Annotated in this window: 21 protein-coding genes; all 21 read right to left on the bottom strand. The window is 39.3% G+C overall.

All coding sequences use genetic code 11. The features are described 5' to 3' along the window. Positions 1–24: 24 nt before the first annotated feature. The 21 genes from pheT to eno all read right to left on the bottom strand — a co-directional run bounded on the left by pheT (position 25) and on the right by eno (position 18,732). Positions 25–2,469 carry a phenylalanine--tRNA ligase subunit beta gene (gene pheT / locus KH364_RS02640; RefSeq protein WP_273298458.1) on the bottom strand — a complete coding sequence of 815 codons (2,445 nt, stop codon included), beginning with the start codon at positions 2,467–2,469 and terminating at the stop codon, positions 25–27. A 9-nt stretch (positions 2,470–2,478) separates the two neighbouring features. Then, entirely contained in the window at positions 2,479–3,501 is a 1,023-nt protein-coding gene (gene pheS, locus KH364_RS02635) for a phenylalanine--tRNA ligase subunit alpha (protein WP_273298457.1), read from the bottom strand. Positions 3,502–3,537: 36 nt separating this feature from the next. After that, the gene (locus KH364_RS02630; protein ID WP_273298456.1) at positions 3,538–4,002 is read right to left on the bottom strand and encodes a PaaI family thioesterase; all 465 of its coding nucleotides are present in this window, start codon (positions 4,000–4,002) and stop codon (positions 3,538–3,540) included. A gap of 166 nt (positions 4,003–4,168) precedes the next feature. Then, complete coding sequence (locus KH364_RS02625) at positions 4,169–5,380, bottom strand: ABC transporter permease (protein WP_009351697.1); 1,212 nt, start codon at positions 5,378–5,380, stop codon at positions 4,169–4,171. Beyond that, positions 5,373–6,095 (bottom strand): ABC transporter ATP-binding protein, encoded by a 723-nt coding sequence (locus KH364_RS02620; RefSeq protein WP_105098303.1) that lies wholly within the window; start codon positions 6,093–6,095, stop codon positions 5,373–5,375. Before KH364_RS02620 ends, KH364_RS02625 begins: the two co-directional genes overlap by 8 nt. A gap of 12 nt (positions 6,096–6,107) precedes the next feature. Beyond that, positions 6,108–7,190 (bottom strand): efflux RND transporter periplasmic adaptor subunit, encoded by a 1,083-nt coding sequence (locus KH364_RS02615; protein ID WP_265138926.1) that lies wholly within the window; start codon positions 7,188–7,190, stop codon positions 6,108–6,110. A gap of 176 nt (positions 7,191–7,366) precedes the next feature. Continuing rightward, positions 7,367–8,281: an ATP-dependent 6-phosphofructokinase gene (locus tag KH364_RS02610; protein WP_009351695.1), complete on the bottom strand. Its 915-nt coding sequence runs from the start codon at positions 8,279–8,281 to the stop codon at positions 7,367–7,369. Continuing rightward, the gene (locus KH364_RS02605; RefSeq protein ID WP_273298454.1) at positions 8,253–9,140 is read right to left on the bottom strand and encodes a shikimate kinase; all 888 of its coding nucleotides are present in this window, start codon (positions 9,138–9,140) and stop codon (positions 8,253–8,255) included. The genes KH364_RS02610 and KH364_RS02605 overlap by 29 nt, the downstream gene beginning before the upstream one ends. A gap of 125 nt (positions 9,141–9,265) precedes the next feature. Then, positions 9,266–9,451 carry a hypothetical protein gene (locus KH364_RS02600; RefSeq protein ID WP_273298452.1) on the bottom strand — a complete coding sequence of 62 codons (186 nt, stop codon included), beginning with the start codon at positions 9,449–9,451 and terminating at the stop codon, positions 9,266–9,268. Positions 9,452–9,653: 202 nt separating this feature from the next. After that, the gene (locus KH364_RS02595; protein WP_273298450.1) at positions 9,654–10,112 is read right to left on the bottom strand and encodes a fimbrial assembly protein; all 459 of its coding nucleotides are present in this window, start codon (positions 10,110–10,112) and stop codon (positions 9,654–9,656) included. Between the two features lie 121 nt (positions 10,113–10,233). Continuing rightward, positions 10,234–11,088, bottom strand: coding sequence for a hypothetical protein (locus tag KH364_RS02590; RefSeq protein WP_273298449.1), 855 nt, complete (start codon positions 11,086–11,088; stop codon positions 10,234–10,236). Between the two features lie 9 nt (positions 11,089–11,097). Then, entirely contained in the window at positions 11,098–11,505 is a 408-nt protein-coding gene (locus tag KH364_RS02585) for a hypothetical protein (RefSeq protein WP_265138918.1), read from the bottom strand. After that, positions 11,486–12,061, bottom strand: a complete 576-nt coding sequence (locus KH364_RS02580; protein ID WP_265138916.1) for a hypothetical protein — start codon at positions 12,059–12,061, stop codon at positions 11,486–11,488. Before KH364_RS02580 ends, KH364_RS02585 begins: the two co-directional genes overlap by 20 nt. Then, on the bottom strand, positions 12,058–12,414 hold the full coding sequence (locus KH364_RS02575; RefSeq protein ID WP_273298447.1) for a hypothetical protein: 357 nt from the start codon (positions 12,412–12,414) through the stop codon (positions 12,058–12,060). Before KH364_RS02575 ends, KH364_RS02580 begins: the two co-directional genes overlap by 4 nt. A gap of 7 nt (positions 12,415–12,421) precedes the next feature. Beyond that, a complete protein-coding gene (locus tag KH364_RS02570) occupies positions 12,422–12,883 on the bottom strand; it encodes a hypothetical protein (RefSeq protein WP_273298446.1) in 462 nt (153 codons plus the stop codon). Further along, the gene (locus KH364_RS02565; protein WP_273298445.1) at positions 12,862–13,404 is read right to left on the bottom strand and encodes an A24 family peptidase; all 543 of its coding nucleotides are present in this window, start codon (positions 13,402–13,404) and stop codon (positions 12,862–12,864) included. Before KH364_RS02565 ends, KH364_RS02570 begins: the two co-directional genes overlap by 22 nt. Positions 13,405–13,553: 149 nt before the next feature. Further along, positions 13,554–14,000, bottom strand: a complete 447-nt coding sequence (locus tag KH364_RS02560; RefSeq protein ID WP_273298443.1) for a prepilin-type N-terminal cleavage/methylation domain-containing protein — start codon at positions 13,998–14,000, stop codon at positions 13,554–13,556. 62 nt (positions 14,001–14,062) lie between these two features. After that, complete coding sequence (locus KH364_RS02555) at positions 14,063–15,238, bottom strand: type II secretion system F family protein (RefSeq protein WP_273298441.1); 1,176 nt, start codon at positions 15,236–15,238, stop codon at positions 14,063–14,065. Positions 15,239–15,246: 8 nt separating this feature from the next. Next, the gene (locus KH364_RS02550; protein ID WP_009351692.1) at positions 15,247–16,266 is read right to left on the bottom strand and encodes an ATPase, T2SS/T4P/T4SS family; all 1,020 of its coding nucleotides are present in this window, start codon (positions 16,264–16,266) and stop codon (positions 15,247–15,249) included. Continuing rightward, the gene (locus KH364_RS02545; protein ID WP_265138907.1) at positions 16,250–17,260 is read right to left on the bottom strand and encodes a GspE/PulE family protein; all 1,011 of its coding nucleotides are present in this window, start codon (positions 17,258–17,260) and stop codon (positions 16,250–16,252) included. The genes KH364_RS02550 and KH364_RS02545 overlap by 17 nt, the downstream gene beginning before the upstream one ends. A 188-nt stretch (positions 17,261–17,448) precedes the next feature. Next, positions 17,449–18,732 (bottom strand): phosphopyruvate hydratase, encoded by a 1,284-nt coding sequence (gene eno, locus KH364_RS02540; protein WP_009351620.1) that lies wholly within the window; start codon positions 18,730–18,732, stop codon positions 17,449–17,451. Between the last annotated feature and the right edge of the window lie 69 nt (positions 18,733–18,801).

The raw sequence follows: 18,801 nt of genomic DNA, 5'->3' as shown, positions 1-18,801 counted from the left end.
ACCCTTTCAATATACTGCTTGAGATTAACGTAATCTGCAGTTAATTTCTGCTAATGCATCGATAATAGCTTTAATATTACCGTCAATATCTTCATCGTTCAACGTACCTTCCATAGAGCGGAATTGTAAGTTGTACGCAAGACTGCGATAACCAGCTTCGATATGTTCACCTTCGTAAACGTCGAAGATAGATGCATTTTCTAAATATTCTCCACCATGCTTTTTAATGATAGATAAAATTTCATCGCTAGCCACAGATACAGGTGCTACGATAGCAAGGTCACGGCTAGTGCCTGGGAATTTACTGAAAGATGTATAGCGGAATGCTGGAATCGTCAAGGATAATACTGCTTCCAAATCGATTTCAAACATATATACTTTACCAGGCAAGTCAAAGTTTTTGCTCACTTGTGGATGTAATTCACCGTATTGAGCAATTATGTTGCCATCTACAACGTATTGAGCGCTTACACCTGGGTGGAAGTATGGTTCAGTGCCACGATTAATATCGTAACCTGTAACGCCAAGTTCCGCCAACAATGCATCTACGATGCCTTTTACATCATAGAAGTCAGTTGTACGCTCTGCTTGGTTCCAACCAGCTTGATTTACCTTGCCCATCAAGATACCACAAGCCATAGGGCGCTCATGAGGCACTTCTGTTAAAGGCAATGCTTTAGGTTCATATACATTAGCTGTTTCAAATAACCAAAGATCCTTATTTTGTTGCGCAATATTTCGTTTTGCTGCATCGATAACAGCTGGCACCAATGTAGTACGCATATAAGGGAACTCTTCGGAAATAGGATTCAAAATTGGAATGGCAGTATAACGGCTATCCCCTTCAGGAAGCATCATATTTGTAAGACCATCTTTATGCATAAAGCTAAAGGTAATGATTTGAGTCATACCAAGTTTAGCCAATGCATGTGTTACCTGTTTAGTAAGAGCTTTTTTAGGAGTCATACCACCAGAGGATAATACGGCTACAGGAATTGTTGGAGCGATATTATCGTAGTTATAAATACGAGCTACCTCTTCAGCAATATCAGGCATTACTGTTACGTCACCGCGCCATGTTGGAACGAGGGCAGATAATCTATCCCCTTCTTCTGTTACAACGAATTCAAGAGCAGTCAAAATACGAACCATTTCGTCTTTTTCGATATTAGTACCCAAGTAATCATTGATTTGTTCCGCTGTGAAAGTTACAGTATGTTGTTCTACAGGGTTTTTATATACATCGATAACGCCTACATCAACTTTACAACTAGGACAGATTTGTTGTAATAATTGAGCTGCTCGATCGATAGCATAGGCAGTATATTTATGGTTTACACCACGTTCAAAACGACCAGACGCTTCGGAACGCATGCCAAGAGCTTTTGCAGTACGGCGAATGGATGGACCATTAAATACAGCAGCCTCAAACATAACTGTAGTCGTTTCATTCGTTACTTCGCTGTCAAAACCGCCCATAATACCAGCTACGCCTACAGGACGTTCTGCATCGGCAATGATAAGCATAGAATCATTTAATTCCCGTTCAGAACCATCGAGTGTTACAAGTACTTCGCCATTTTTGGCACGTCTTGCCACTAACTTATGACCTTTTACATGGTCATAGTCGTATGCATGCATAGGTTGTCCTAGCTCTAACATAACGTAGTTTGTAACGTCTACTACATTATTGATAGGACGAATGCCACTGTTGCGCAAACGGTTTTGCATCCATAATGGAGATGGTTCTACCTTAACATCAGTTACTACACGAGCAGTGAAACGAGTACAAAGATCATCTGCCTCAATCTCTACAGATGCTTTGCCTTCGATAGACTCACCATTTTCGTTGACCATGATAACCGGGAATAGAGCTTTTAGATTTGTCATCATGCCGAATTCACGGGATAAGCCAACCATAGAGAAGCAATCTGCACGGTTAGCCGTGAGTTCGAATTCATATACAGTATCGTTCATACCCAATACGTCTTTTACATCAAGACCAATTGGAGTATTTTCAGGGAAAATGTAAATACCTTGCGCTTCCTCTGGTAACACTAAATCACTAGAGATACCGAATTCTGCTACGGAACAGAACATGCCTTCAGAAGCTACACCGCGCAATTTACCTTTTTTAATTTCTGTGCCATCCGCTAAGCGAGATTTATGGTACGCTACAGGCACAATTTGACCTACTGCAAGATTAGTAGCAGCCGTTACGATTTGCTTAGTAACAGGCTCACCTTCTTCAGTAAGACATTCTACTTGGCATACTTGTAATTTATCTGCATCTGGATGTTTCGTAATTTCTACGATTTTACCAGTATAAATTTTCTTAATGCCATTATCCATAGGAATGACATCTTCTACAGGAATACCAGCTTGTGTTAATTCATCGGCCAATTCTTGAGCAGGACGATTCATATCTACAGGCACGTATTCATTCATCCACTGTAAGCTTGCTTTCATGAGTTCCTCCTAAAATTGTTCCAAGAATCGTACATCATCTTCAAAGAATAGACGTAAATCGTTAATACCGTATAATAGCATTGCAATACGTTCTACGCCCATGCCAAAGGCAAAGCCTTTAACCTTTTCAGGATCATACCCATTAATGCGCAATACGTCAGGATGAACCATGCCGCAGCCTAAGATTTCAAGCCAACCTGTATGAGAGCATACACGACAACCATCACCACCACACATTACACAAGAAATATCTACCTCTGCAGATGGTTCTGTGAATGGGAAGAAGCTCGTGCGGAAACGCACCTTAGTTTCATCACCATACATGTGACGCAAGAAGGACTCTAATGTACCTTTCAAATCAGCAAATGTAATGTGCTCGTCGATGATGAGACCTTCCACTTGATGGAATACTGGGGAATGTGTCGCATCATAGTCCCAACGATAAACCTTACCAGGCGCAATCATACGAATTGGGCTGTTAGGCTCATGACGTTGCATAGTACGAGCTTGTACTGGAGATGTATGTGTACGTAACAAGAAGTTTTCTGTAATATAGAAGGAATCTTGCATATCGCGTGCTGGATGATCTTTAGGCAAGTTTAAGCACTCAAAGTTATAGTAATCTTGCTCTACTTCTGGACCTTCTTCAACGGTATAACCCATTTTCATAAAGAAGTCGTCAATCATTTCATTAACCTTTGTTAATGGATGAATATGGCCAGTTTTTGGTGCACGACCAGGCAATGTAATATCGATGCGTTCTTGCTCTAAACGAGCGTTTAACTCTGCCGTTTCCATACGAACTTTAACCGTATCAATTTCGGCTTCTAATGCTTCACGAACAGCATTAACGAGGGCGCCAGCCTTAGGACGTTCTTCTGGAGATAATTTACCAAGACCTTTTAATAATGCCGTTACCTCACCTTTTTTACCTAAATATTTAACACGTATATCTTGCAACGCTTGTTGATCAGCAGCGCCTTTGATGGCATCAAGGGCTTCTGCCTTAATACGTTGTAATTCTTGTTCCATTCAAGCATCCTCCTATAGTTAAAAGTCTAAACTATATTATACCAAATCAGGGTTGTCTTCTTCAATAAAACGCCATGGTAAATCAGGTAATGACTTCTCTTCTAGTACAAAAAATGTACCACGTGCCAAGTGGACAAGTTCACCTAATTCATTATATATACGTGCAGTAGCAACCATAGTTGTTTTACCATTATGTTCTACATTGGCTACACCACGCAATACAGTACCACCCTTAACAGCTTTCACATAGTTGCCATTAAGATCAATAGTGCTAACAGATTTGCCCAATGTAAAACAAGCGGTCCCCATTACACTATCTGCTAAACCAATACAAACGGCACCATGTAAATCCCCTCGGAAATTACAATACTCTGTATCATTTGTTTGTAAAGTCATTTCTGCATGACCTGCTTCAACTGCTGTAATTTCAGAATCTTTTACCCAAGAAAATGGATTCTGATTTCGTAATTCGTTGAAATATTCTAATAATGTTGTAGCCATGTGTTTCTCCAATCAATATACTTACACATCCCATGGATATTTTATATAAAACATACAAAAATAGTGCGTTACATCATACATATTGTATCATGCAACGCACCATATGCGAACAACTCTATCTAATTATATGACATGTTCTTAACAAAACACTATCCCAAGTTCAAAACTATTCATAATGTAATGCATCGATTGGATTAAGTTTTGCTGCTTTACGGGCAGGATAAATACCAAATACCAAACCGATTGCCACGGAGAAGGCAAAGGACATTACGATGGTTGGAATAGAAATAACAGTACTCATCCCCGAGGCCATACCAATTAACTTAGAAGACCCAACGCCGAGAATAATACCTATGATACCACCCATCAAACTGATTACAATAGCTTCGATAAGAAACTGTGTGACAATGACATTATAAGTTGCACCTAATGCTTTACGCACACCGATTTCTCGAGTCCGTTCAGTAACGGATACAAGCATGATATTCATAATACCGATGCCACCAACTACGAGAGAAATAGCCGCTACAGCACCTAGGAACAATGTCAATGTCCCCGTTGTTTCTTCCATAGTTTCCATAATGGAGTTCATATTTTGAATGTTAAAGTCATCAAGATTTGTATCTTTGATACCATGTCGTACACGTAATAAGTTTTCAATATCGGACTGCAAGCGATCGATACCATTTTCATCTTTGCCTACCACATATATCATTCGTAAATAATCAATGCCGTCTACCCGTTCCATAGCTGTTGTGTAAGGAATAATCACCATGTCATCTTGGTCATTACCCATAGCGCCACTACCTTTACTATTGAGTACCCCAATAATGCGGAATGGAATATTCTTAACACGTATCTCTTTACCTACAGGATCTTCATCACCAAATAAATTTTTAACAACTGTTTTACCCACTACAGCTACGCGCTCACGATTCTGTACATTTTTTTCAGATAAGAATCGACCAGACTTCATGGTCCAGTTATTAACATCTAAATAATTAGCATTAACACCAGATACTGAAGTAGTCCAGTTTTTATTTTGATAAATAACTACATATCCGCCATTTGTCATTGGACTTGCAGCTTTAACGCCATCTAGTTTTGCAATCGCTTCGTAGTCAGCTACCTTTAAGGATTTCATAGATCCTGGCGATGGTCGTACCCCTGGAGTACGCGGCGCACCTGGCATAACCATCAATAAATTTGAACCTAAGCTAGAAATGGAGTTTTGAATATCTTGCTTTACACCATTACCAATAGATACTAAAGCAATTACAGCAGCTACACCGATAATAATACCTAGCATGGTTAAAATGGAACGCATTTTATTAGCAATGAGGGATGCCCATGCCATCAAGAAACTCTCTTTATACATGAGTCACCTCCTGTACAGGTGTCATATTATGATTCTGGGAGTCCTCTACAATTAACCCATCTCGTAATACTACGTTGCGACTTGCATACGTAGCAATCTCAGGCTCATGAGTAACGAGAATAATTGTACGGCCCTCGTCATAAAGCCCTCTGAAGATGTTCATAACGTCGATAGTAGACTTAGAATCAAGATTACCTGTCGGTTCATCGGCCATAATGATGGCTGGATTGTTTGCCAATGCACGAGCTATGGCTACACGTTGCCGCTGACCACCAGATAACTCGGATGGCAAGTGATCCATGCGGTCACCAAGACCAACAGACGCTAATAAGGCCGCAGCACGTTCATTACGTGTTTTTTTATCCATCCCTGCGTAAATCATAGGAAGCGCTACATTTTCTACAGCCGTTAATTTTGTTAATAAGTTAAAACTTTGGAATACAAAGCCTATTTGTTTATTTCGTACAAAGGCCAATTCATCATCAGATAAAGTAGCTACCTCATCTCCATTTAGACGATAGGAACCTGTCGTTGGCCGATCTAAACAACCAAGAATGTTCATAAAGGTAGATTTACCTGAGCCAGAAGGACCCATGATAGATACGAATTCGCCTTTATTGACCTGTAAGTCGATACCATACAATACAGGCACCGATAATTTACCATTTACATAGGTCTTCGTAATCCCTTGTATATCGATTACTGTTTGATTCATATTCACCTACTATTAGAATGGTCCACGGCTATTATTCTTAGGAGCAGTGACATCACCACTTACGATGATTTCATCACCTTCAGATAAACCTTTTAGAATTTGTACATTAGTATCTCCAGTTACGCCTGTAGAAACAGCTGTACGAACTGGTTGACCGTCTTTCATTACATATACGTATTCACCTTGTTTATCTGTACGTACTGCAGTAAGAGGAACTACTAAGGTGTTTTTAATATCTTCACCAAAGATAGTAGCACGAGCCGTCATAGATGGTAAGAAATTACCTGCAATATTTTCAGGAATTTGAACTTTAACTGTATAGTACACTACGCTATTACTCGTAGCACCCATGTTACCTTTTGTACCTTTTGCAATTTCAGATACGTAACCTGTGAAAGTTTCACCAGGCTTAGAGTCTACAGTAAATTCTACTTTAGCCCCTTGTTTAATGCTACCAATATCTGTCTCGTCTACAGTAAGATAAATTTCTAGATTATTTAGGTCCGCAATTGTGGCAATAATCATTTGGGTAGAAATACCAGTACTAATCGTTTGACCAGCTTTTAGTGGCGTACCTACAACAGTACCCGACATAGGTGCAGTAATCGTAGCATCACTTAGATCGGCAGATACACGATTAAACGTAGATAAAGCACGTTCATAAGATGTTACCGCATCATCATAGGTTTGTTGCGCAATAGCATTTTGGGCAGCCAAAGCTTTGTAGCGATTCATATCGAGCTCAGCCTTAGATAACGCTGCGCGAGCATCATCAACGGAAGCCTGTAGTTGTCGCGTATCAATATAAGCGATAACTTGTCCCTCTGTAACGTGATCATTTTCTTTTACCAAAACTCTTTCAAGTTTACCTGCTACATTTGTAGATACATCTACATAGTTTACAGGGTTAATAGTACCCGTCGCACTAATACTCGTTTTTACATCACCTTTTTCTACTTTACCAGTAGTATATAAATTTTGTGTTTGGCTAGCATTTTGGCTATCCATGTAGTAATACGTACCACCACCAAGAACACAAAGAGCAACGGCACCCGCTACTATGCGTTTACGATGCTTTTGGAAAAATTCTTTCATTATGATCTCCTTAAATAAAGATGAAGATATATGTAAAAGAGACAGTATTCTATATCAACACATATAGTATTTTTAAATTATACAGCACCAATTACTTTTATGCAATATAATTTCATTAACGATAAATTATAACATATATAGAAAATGGCCCCTAACAGGCCATTTTATTATATAAATTAACTACTCAATATTGATAATAGGGTGTAGTCTTTTTCATTAATAGGGAAATCTAAGAGTTCTGCCTCTTGATAAGAAATAGGACGGATATGACCATCTATATAGCCCAATAATCGATTATCCACGCCATTCATCAATAGATTAAGACATACTTCACTCATACGGGCTGCTAAAATTGCATCAAATGCAGATGGCCCGCCACCGCGTTGTAAATATCCCAATACGGTCAAGCTTGGATCAAACTCCGTATGTTCCTTAATAAAGGCTTTTACGTCACCACTATTATAAGCACCTTCCGCTACGAGAATCACACTATATTCTTTACCACGAATTTGTGTTTCCTTTAAATGTCGACATACATCATGTAAAGGCATAGGATTTTCAGGAACCAATACGATTTCTGCACCACACGCAAGACCAGCTTTAAGTGCAATATGACCAGCTTTACGCCCCATCACCTCTACAATGGCTACCCGCTCATGCGAGTTAGATGTATCGCGAATACGACCAACCGCATCAACTACAGTGTTTAAAGCCGTATCAAAACCTAATGTATATTGAGTCCCCCCCATATCATTATCAATGGTACAAGGAATAGTCATGGTAGACATACCGAGTTTTGCCAAACTTGTAGCGCCACGCATAGAACCATCGCCACCAATAACGATAAGATGATCTATATCATGAGCTTTTAAAATATCATAGGCCTTTTTCTGAACCTCTTCATTTTGAAACTCAGGAAAGCGAGCCGTTTTTAGCATCGTCCCACCTTGGGTAATAATGCCACCTACATCACGGTTAGATAAAGGAAATATTTTTTCCTCAATGATTCCTAAATAGCCTCGTTCAATGCCAAATACTTCAAAACCTTCATGTATGGCTTTTCTAGTTAGGGCTCTTATGGCGGCGTTCATTCCAGGTGCGTCTCCGCCGCTTGTTAGTATTGCGATTCTTCTCATATCCATTACCCCCTTGTGGTGTACGTTGATTGGATATAGTCTCAGTCTTTCGATTCTTGTTTCCTACATTAGACGCCTTTTGATTGCGACGTTTATCATAACGGACTTTTTTAGATGATACCTTATTAGAATCTCCCTTATTGAACATTCCTATACTAGAGCTAGCTTTAGGGGATATTAATTTGGTATCCTCTATTCTTCTACGTTGATGATTATTAAATTGTGTATCTCTAGATGCTACTGTAGCATCTACTTCGTCTGTTTCATTGGGTTGACGTCTTGCTTTAAATTGCACATCTGAGGCCTCTAATTCGTCCTCAATACGCTGCATAAAATCATAGGTCCGACCATTTGTTGTGTCCAGTACAAAATCGCACTGCTTATACACTGGCTTCCAAGACTGTATCATAGCGTGTACAAAGGCATTAACATTAGTATAATCCATGGTAGGCCGCTTCCCAATACGGCGATTGACACGACTCACTATACGGAATTGTGCTGCTCGAATACCAATGATATAGGAATATTTTTTCAATACCTTTAATGTGCGATGTTCAATAGGGAAATTGCCACCTACAGAAATAACGGCTTCATGATACAAGCATACCTTTTTTAGTACATCCATTTCAGCACGACGAAATGCTTTTTCCCCTATCTTTTTAAATATTTCAGCAATGGGCAACCCAAAACGACTTTCTAATACGCGATCGGTATCTACAAATTGCCATCCTTTACGTTCTGCAAGATTTCGGCCGAAGTGACTTTTACCACTTCCCATAGATCCGATGAGCATAATATTGCGTTTAATTATCATTTATTATGTGCCCCTTATTATTTCATATCCTTCATTGTACTATAAAATGGCTCAAAAACAAAGACAGACTATAGACATAATATCTATAATCTGTCCCTATAAAGAACGCAATATTTCTACTGTACCTATATCCTTGATTTCACAGCACAATGTACGTAAACTACATTGCCCTTGCGCTCTATATCTTCTATTTCTATATGTCGTGAAGACTCTTTTTCATCAACAGTATTAATCCAGTTTATGAGTCGCTCCGTACTACCTAGTAATGTTAATTCTAATATGCCTTCATGCTCATCAGTACTGACAATCATTAATGGTTCTCCTTGTAAGGAATCAAAGATACTTGTATGGCTGTTTTGGGAATTCTTGTTCTCCCTGAAAGTCTCTAATAATTTAGCTTCCTTAGATACTATATAATCTGACTCCGCATTCATTTGTATAACAAAAGTCTCTTGCTGTTCTTGTAGGAGACTAGTTTTTTGACTCAAATGTACATGTCCATATACGGAAAGACTAGTTACTATCCCCCACAGGACTATGGTCATTAGTATCTTGTTGATTGGTTGAGTGGTGCTCTCTCTTAGATCCATCCACATGGAATGAATAAACCCCTTTATCTGCTTTAACTGTTCCATGACACTCCATTCCCGATAATCTCTGCTGCAAAACAGCTATAAATTTACGACATGCTTCATCGCTAACACCGATACCATCAATACTTACATGACCATTTTTTATACTTAGACGCTGTAAACTAATATGTTGGTCCATAGCCGTATCAAGAATATATAGAACTATACTATTTTGATAGATATTAGCTTTATTACTATCAGATGTATTCTTGAGAATTTTATGTTTAATAGCCATTAACTCACTATATTTTTGCTCAACTACTTGATACTGAGGATTTGCTCGTACATTTAGATATTTTACCTTTTGCCGATCATATACACCGTAACTAGTCCAGCACATATATATAGATACTAAGCCTACCATAAAATATATAAGACTTATACCATACAGATAGTACCGATATGTATGCCATAGACTATGCCATCGTAAAGAACGAGGCATTAAATTTATACATTTATCTTTACCATCCCAAGCCAATCCACTTAAGCCCCCTTGCGGCCATACCAATTGCCATATCCCAATCTAATTGGCCCTTTTTGCAACGATTGCGACCACGACCTAAGAACAATAACGGAATATATTCGTTTTCACCATACATAGAAATAATTTCTTCCATATCATTTCGCTCTTCATCAGATAAGGTATCTAAACCATACATGCGTATACCTTGAATCTCATCGATACCAAATGTTTGCAATCTAGCTTCTAACTTTTCCATTGCTTCCGATACATCACTACCGGTAATTGGAACCATACATTCCTCAATACAAATATCATTCCACCATAGCCATAGATGCATAGCCCCTTCTTCAACAACACCAGTTACCGTCCCACTACGCCGCATCAAGCAGTAACAAATAGGAATGGGCCAAAAATCGATAACATCTACTGGCGCATACGTATCTCGTATGCCTTGTTTTAACAGCTCGAGAGAATGACGATCTACGGCTACCATAAACATATGATAACTATGTCTTGGATATTCTCGACGACACGCATCCATTTGGAAACTATCTCCATCAAAGTTAAAGTAATCCTCTACATTCCACTTAATAAATTCCTTCATATCAAAATCGTGAGGATCATAAGGTGCTACACGCATTTGCGTATCTATATTAGCTACAATGCTATAGGCCCCTTCGTCTAAATCATAGGTTTCTATAAATCTAGTAACGTCTTCATCAATGAGTCCACTCCGTTTCATCTCTAATGCATCGGTAATGACCATTGTTTTATTTTCAATATGAGCTGTAACACATACAATACGCTCATCCGTAATACAAACACCAGAATGAATTTTCTTTTTACGTTTCATAGCCTCACCTCAATAAGGTTTTACCTTTACCACATGCATACGCTTATCTTGATCTACTGTGACATACATATGAACGCGGCTCACTATTTCCCGATTTTTTAATTTCCCATAACTCATAACATGACGAGGATTATCCATAGAACGATCCGGTTCAATGGTAATTTCTACATCCCCCTCATCTGACACTATTAGTTTTTGTTGAAAGTCCCAAGTATTACCTGCCTTACAATACCCTACAAACCAATGAGCCCCTCTTTGAGCTGCATAATGAGCCTCTTCTAAATGGATTTCATCGACGGCATTGCTTTCACAAATTTGACTAATACGAAGCCCCATAAAGGCTAAGAGCAATAATAAGGACATCGTAAGTATAGCTACATATGTAATAAAGCCCGCATTATGGGCTCCTCCGTTCATGGCTTGTCTCCTCATTATCTTTATACCAATCATAAACAGTACTCTGCCCTATAGCGACCTCATACAGAGCTAATCCACCATATCCGCTAGTATAGAGCTTATTATTAGTAAAGCGATTGTTAATGTACCATCGCAGATGAACTGTTTTATTATTATCTAGACTAAATGGGTGTTCCTGCGTATACCCTACATTACGCTTGTCTCTTGTTCCTATGATGCGACTACCACTTACGGGTTGTAGGCTACCATCCGTGAGTTTTCTGTAAAGAGCATGTCTTTGTACGGTCAAGGTCGTACGCTTTGTATCATGAATATATAAGCTTATATTCTTATCTTCTACGGTAACCTCTACAGGATTCCATATCATTTGAGCTACCACCATACGCCGTGTATAACGACCATCCTCCATCATCGCTACGCTATCTAGTAATTTGGCGTCCCACATAACCGCATAGAATACAATGCCTAAGAGCAAGGTAAGGACGATAACAGAAATCGTCATACTAATAAGGGTCGAGTACAATATAAAGCCTTCATGATTACCTTTACTATTCATCGTATTTCCTCCAAATCAATGGATAGTGAATAGACAACCGTTTCATTATCTATGGCCTCTACCGTTAAACGTTGTAGTGAAATGCCCTGCACTACTACGGGCTCCACATATGTTTTATACGTAATAGCCTCACTAGGACTCATAATAAATTGTGAGTTATGTACGCCTGTTTGAAGTGTTCCCGTTTCATAATATGCTGCTTTACCTTCCTCTACATACGTTATAGTATCTTGCAATATATGGTCCCAATAATAAGCCTTATATATCGTTATCGTCGCCATCCAGAACACAGATAATACAATAGGTAACATAAACATAATAATAGCTGCCGAGATTAAAGCATCGCCATACATAAACCCTTCAGTGTACTTCTTCCCATCTGATACGCCCCGTTTGTACCGATACCCATATGCGATTTTTCTCACCACTTTCACGATCTGTCAGAACAATTTCTGTTCCGTCATAAGGTAAACCAAGAGCTGAAAAGGAAATAACAGTCATAGATTTTGTATTCTCAATATTAGGAGGTAATGATATGTTTACCGTATGATGATTGGCGTCTTCTTCAATAGTGTAACTATCCTTATTTAATATGAAGAGCATTCTACCTTTCCCATTCGACTTATGTCCAAGCATGGACCAAAGCTGAACCTTTTTTAGCATATACACAACCTCTTGAGTAGCTCCATTTAAGGTATACCGACTAGGTGTTGTCACAAGGGGTAAGGCAATAGATATGAGAAGTAATACTAAACTTATGGTAATCATCCACTCAGCTAGTAAGGAGCCTAACTGGCCATTTATAGGTTGTACCTTAGCCATTGGTATATTACCTCCATATATAGACCACCATGCAAGGCGCACCAACCTCCAAAGCATAGAAAGGGACCAAATGGAATGTATCGATTACGATAACCTGTTAGTAAGAGATAGAGAGAACCAACACAAAATGATACGTAAAAGAAACATACAATCTCCCATGGCGTAAGCCATGTGGCAATGGCAGAAAACCATTTCACATCACCAAGTCCAAAGCCTTTATGACTCATTAGACGTAGTCCATATGTAATAGCCCCTACACTCATAACACTTAATAGGGTTATTAACATAGATTTATCATTTATATAGCTATATATAATTCCACCTAGTACAAGGGCCATAGCCCCTTCATCGGGCAATATATAGTAATGCATATCGATGGTAGCACCTGCTATGATGATGAGTGAAAACGCAGCATACAAAGCAACGTGAATAAAGGATATTGCCTTCAATGATAATAGAATAGGTAATACTACCGATGCTATATATACGATGAGTCCTATTACATAACTAGTCCCTTTCATACCTTGTCCTTCCATATATTAAGTACCTTTAATCGATGCCAATACCAGGCAATCAATATGTATGTGCCTAATAAACACTATATGTCGATTAAATTAAACACTATGTACCTAATAAACAATATGCCCATTAAATAATACATACCTATCGATTAAGGTACACTAGGTGCTGTTACAACTACAGCTTTTGCAGTACCACCGCTAACAGCTTCATAGGTAATGGTATATTCTTTACCTTTTGCTGTCTTAACATGTTCAGTGAGATAGCCTTCTTTGTAAAGATTTTCTACTGTTGGTGGAGTATCTACATTCTTATCAATCATGTAGAGCTGGGTGGCATTTTTAATAATTTGAATATCTGCCGTTTCTTTTGCAGATCGCGCTCTATCTGCGGCAGATAAGAACTGCGGCATCGCAATGGCTGCTAAAATAGCGATAACTGCAACGACAACCATTAATTCCACAAGGGTAAAACCACCTTTTCTCGACTTGTTAAGTCCTTCTCGAACACGACATATATGTAATCGATCTACTATCCATTGTCCGCACATTTCTAATCGATGATTTAACCCATGAACCATATGTATAACGGAACTCATAATATCCTCCTTTTACATTATTTACTACAATTCGATGCTATATACTACTTGTAAAACGATGTCTATTGGCCTCCTAGTTTGGCGATAGACGTAAATAAGGGATACATAACAGAAACGACTAATACGGCTACACCAATGCCCATGACGGTTAATAATATAGGTTCTAATAATCGCTCTAAGCGAGCAATATATTTTGAAAGTATAGACTCATAGTAGTGACCACAATGGTTTAACATCTTTACTAACTCACCGCTTTCTTCCCCAATAGAAACCATTTGCCATATAAAATCATTCCCTATATGACCATTGCGTAAACTTTCTTCAAAAGAATGGCCAGTTAATAGTTTTGCCTCCACCTGCTCACTACATTTAGTGCCATATAGATTGCCCCATAAGGGACGAGTAATGTTCATGGTATGAATAATCGAAATCCCTGAGTCTAGCAACAGAGCCCACACCTTCAACATGCTCGTATAGTACACACAAGTACTCCATTGGTATCGGTGAGCCAACTGCCAAAGCCAACGATGTACTTTACATCTCATACTATGCTGCTTATAAGCAAATACTATTGAACCTATTACAACACTATGTATACCTATTACCATCAAAGGATGTTCCTTTAACCCTTGTCCTAATGCAAAGAGGGCTCGCGTCATCAATGGTAATGTAATATGCATGGTAGTAAAAACCTTTTCAAAGGATGGAATGATAAACAGGATGGTAACGAGAAAGAATACGTTCATCATGAGAAGAAGAAATATAGGATAAGAAATAGCACTCATAACCTTTTGTCGGAGTTGTCGTTCCCAATCGTAGTGACGTGAAATGTATTGTAAGCTTTCACCTAAAGTGCCTGCTGCCTCTCCACTTTCTAGTAGTGCTAAGGCTATAGCAGGACAACCTTCACTACGTAATGCTTGCGATAAGGTTTGGCCTCTATCAATCGATTCATACAAGGCCGTATATAGCAAACCTCGTTTTCCCTGACAGAGTAACTGTAAAGCCCTTCGTAAAGGCACACCAGACTCTATCAGTAATCCTAGTTGATAGGTTACATCGACCACCATAGCATGATTCCATTTATGTTTCTTCTTTTCTACTTGTAAAGATATTTTATAAATCTTGTATCCATCGCGTTTTAGCCGTGTTGCAATCTCCTGTTCTGAATCGCCCCACATCACCCCTTTTTCTGTTTCATTATTCTCATTTTTTACGACATATTCATAAGCCTCCATGTATTCACCTACGATAATTGTTGATCTAATAGCGTATGTAGTTGTTGTTGAGAGCCATATTGTGCCTTCACATCTCTCACAGCCATTTCTAGTGTTTTCATAGGTAATTGTGTTTCTTGAATGGAAATAATTTGAGGTTCCTTACGAGTGCGAATTAAATTTGCTACTGCATGGGTATTTAGTAAAATATCACGAATCGTAATGAACTTCTTATTCCACCTTAGTAGTCGCTGACATATAACGGCACGTAACACTTGAGATATTTGACTACGTACCTCTTCTTGTTGCTCTCCTGGGAAAAGAGATATCATACGATGAACAGCCATTACAGCCCTTTGTGTATGCATAGTAGCCATCACAAGATGCCCCGTCTCTGCCGCATGAAGTGCAGCTTCCAAGGTTTCGCGATCACGAAGTTCTCCTACCATAATGACATCTGGGTCCTCCCGCAAGGCATCTCGAATACCGTCAGACATAGACTTAATATCGGCACCTAATTGCCTTTGATGAATTAAAGATCTTTTAGGCTTAAATTCAAACTCGATAGGGTCTTCTAAGGTTATGATATGACGCTCCATTGTCTGATTAATATAATCAATACAACAAGCTAAGGTGAAGCTTTTACCACTGCCCGTAGGACCACAGACGAGCAATAAACCATCATGGGCCTCACATAATTTTTGTAGCAGTTGCCCTTCACTGTTATCATCTAGTGAAAGTTGTTGATGACAGAGTAAGCGCAAGGTACCACATATGGTTTGATTAGCCCGATATAGATGAACGCGAATGCGCACACCACAACAAGAGCATGCTTCATCAATGGATTGCCATTCGTAGGAGGCTATACCACATCGCCGTAAAATATCTTCGATTAAGTCTGTCGTACACACAAAGCTAGTAGCCTTCAATCCATCACCATGTCGCAAGTATATAGGCTGTCCACATTGTAGATGAATATCTGTTGATGATAACTGTATTGCTTGTTCTACAATAGTTTCTAAACTTTCACTATTACAGCATGAGTCCACAACGATGCACCTCCTCAATAGATGTAACATGCTGAGATACGGCCTCACGGGCAGAATCCTCTAATGATAGTAATAGATGTGTTTCTAATTGGTCCCAACAGGCCGAATTAGCTGGAATCTCTAAAAATTCAAAGAGTGCTGTCCGCCCATGGTACGCTGTACCATCGAATTTTCTAACTAACCGTTGTGCAATAGCCCCCATTAAGGTAGCTCGAATTAAATATGGTTCTACCCCCATATCCATGAGCCGCGTTACTACGCCCATAGCAGTATTTGTGTGAATGGTAGACAATACGCGATGTCCCGTTAAAGCAGCTTTAACAGCGAGCTCCGCAGTCTCCTTATCCCTAATCTCACCAATCATAATCGTATCGGGATCTTGGCGTAGTACAGATCTAAGGCCTTTTGCAAAGGTAAAGCCAATCTTCTCATTGATACCAATTTGGATGGCCCCTTTGATTTCAGCCTCTACGGGGTCCTCTAGACATATGAGCTTTGTTTCCTTTAAATTTAACATGCGGAGCATGGCATATAGAGTAGCCGTCTTGCCACTGCCCGTAGGCCCACAGATGAGCAATAAGCCATAAGGACGTTTTAGTAATTGCCCGATGTGTTCAAAAATATCTGTACGCATGCCTAAAGCTTTAAGGTCTTTATGACTGCCCTCATTACCCATAAGGCGACAGACTAAAGTCTCGCCGTATAAGCTGGGCAAAGTAGATACACGCATTGTTATGGCTTTATCTTTATGACTCCAAGCCCAACGTCCGTCTTGAGGCAATCTTTTCTCGCTAATATCTAATGAACTACAAACCTTGATGCGATTAATAATAAGCTCCGCATCTTCATTAGATACTGTCATGTAATTTTGTAACAGTCCATCTTGTCGTAGTCGAACATGCACACCACTTTTAACAGGATCAAAGTGAATATCGCTCACATGATGTTCTAAGGCATACAAAATAATATCGTCTAATGTCACGTCTACATACATGGTCACCTCCAATACCTTGCGGTATGTTTTTACCTCACACTAGCGTATGGCGTTATAGGTTTCGACATCATCCCCAAAATTCCTTTTTTATTTTTAAAAATCCACGAAGCGAAAACTTTTCTATTTTTGAGCATACAAAAAAGGCGCCCCAAAGGGCGCCCTTATTGGACTATTAGATATAACGTATCTTATTTTAAGTTGTAGAATACGTCATTACCTTTATATTGAGCTGTTTCGTATAACATTTCTTCAATGCGAAGCAATTGGTTGTATTTTGCTACACGTTCGGAGCGAGCTGGTGCACCAGTCTTAATTTGACCAGCATTTACAGCTACAGCAATGTCAGCGATGAATGTATCTTCTGTTTCGCCAGAGCGATGAGATACTACGCAAGTGTAACCAGCGCGTTTAGCAAGTTCCATAGCATCGAAAGCTTCAGTGAGGGTACCAATTTGGTTAACTTTTACAAGAATAGAGTTACCTACACCAAGCTCAATACCACGAGCTAAGCGTTTTGTGTTAGTTACGAATAAATCGTCACCAACGAGTTGTACGCGGTCGCCAAGACGATCTGTTAATACTTTCCAGCCTTCCCAATCTTCTTCAGCAAGACCATCTTCGATGGATACGATTGGGTATTTACCTACTAAGTATTCGTAGAAGTCTACCATTTCAGCAGCTGTTTTAACTTTACCTTCGCCAGCTAAATTGTATTTACCATCTTCATAGAATTCAGAAGATGCAGAATCAAGAGCTAATTTAAAGTCTTTACCAGGTTCATAACCTGCCGCTTTAATAGCTTCACAAATTACTTCCAATGCTTCTTCGTTGGATGCTAAGTTAGGAGCGAAGCCACCTTCGTCACCTACTGCAGTGCTTAGACCTTTGCTATGAAGTACGGATTTCAATGTATGATATACCTCTGCACAGCTGCGAAGAGCTTCTGCAAAGGATTCAGCGCCTACAGGCATGATCATAAACTCTTGAATATCTACGTTGTTATCCGCATGTGCACCACCGTTCAAGATATTCATCATAGGAACTGGCAATTCTTTTGCGTTGAAACCACCAAGGTATGCAAACAATGGCAAATCTAAGGATTCAGCTGCTGCACGAGCAACTGCCATAGATACACCAAGGATTGCGTTAGCACCAAGGTTAGATTTATTATCTGTGCCATCTAATTTCAACATTAAGTTATCGATTGCCACTTGTTCTGTAGCATCATAACCGATAAGTGCAGGGCCGATTTTAGCATTTACATTGTCGATAGCTTTTAAAACACCTTTACCAAGGTAACGGGATTTATCGCCATCGCGCAATTCTACGGCTTCAAACATACCAGTAGAAGCACCAGATGGAACAGCTGCTGTAGCAATAGTGCCATCTTCTAAACATACTTCAACTTCAACAGTTGGGTTACCGCGGGAATCTAAAATTTCTCTTGCAATGACTTGTTCAATTACTGCCATTTTATCACCTCATAAATCTAATGTGGAGTTATTAAAAATCTTCCACCGCTATGTATCGATTAGGTCTAA

It is taken from the genome of Veillonella sp. oral taxon 158 (genome assembly GCF_018376515.1).
Taxonomy (GTDB): Bacteria; Bacillota; Negativicutes; order Veillonellales; family Veillonellaceae; genus Veillonella; species Veillonella rogosae.
This window is presented reverse-complemented; position numbering and strand designations above follow the sequence as displayed.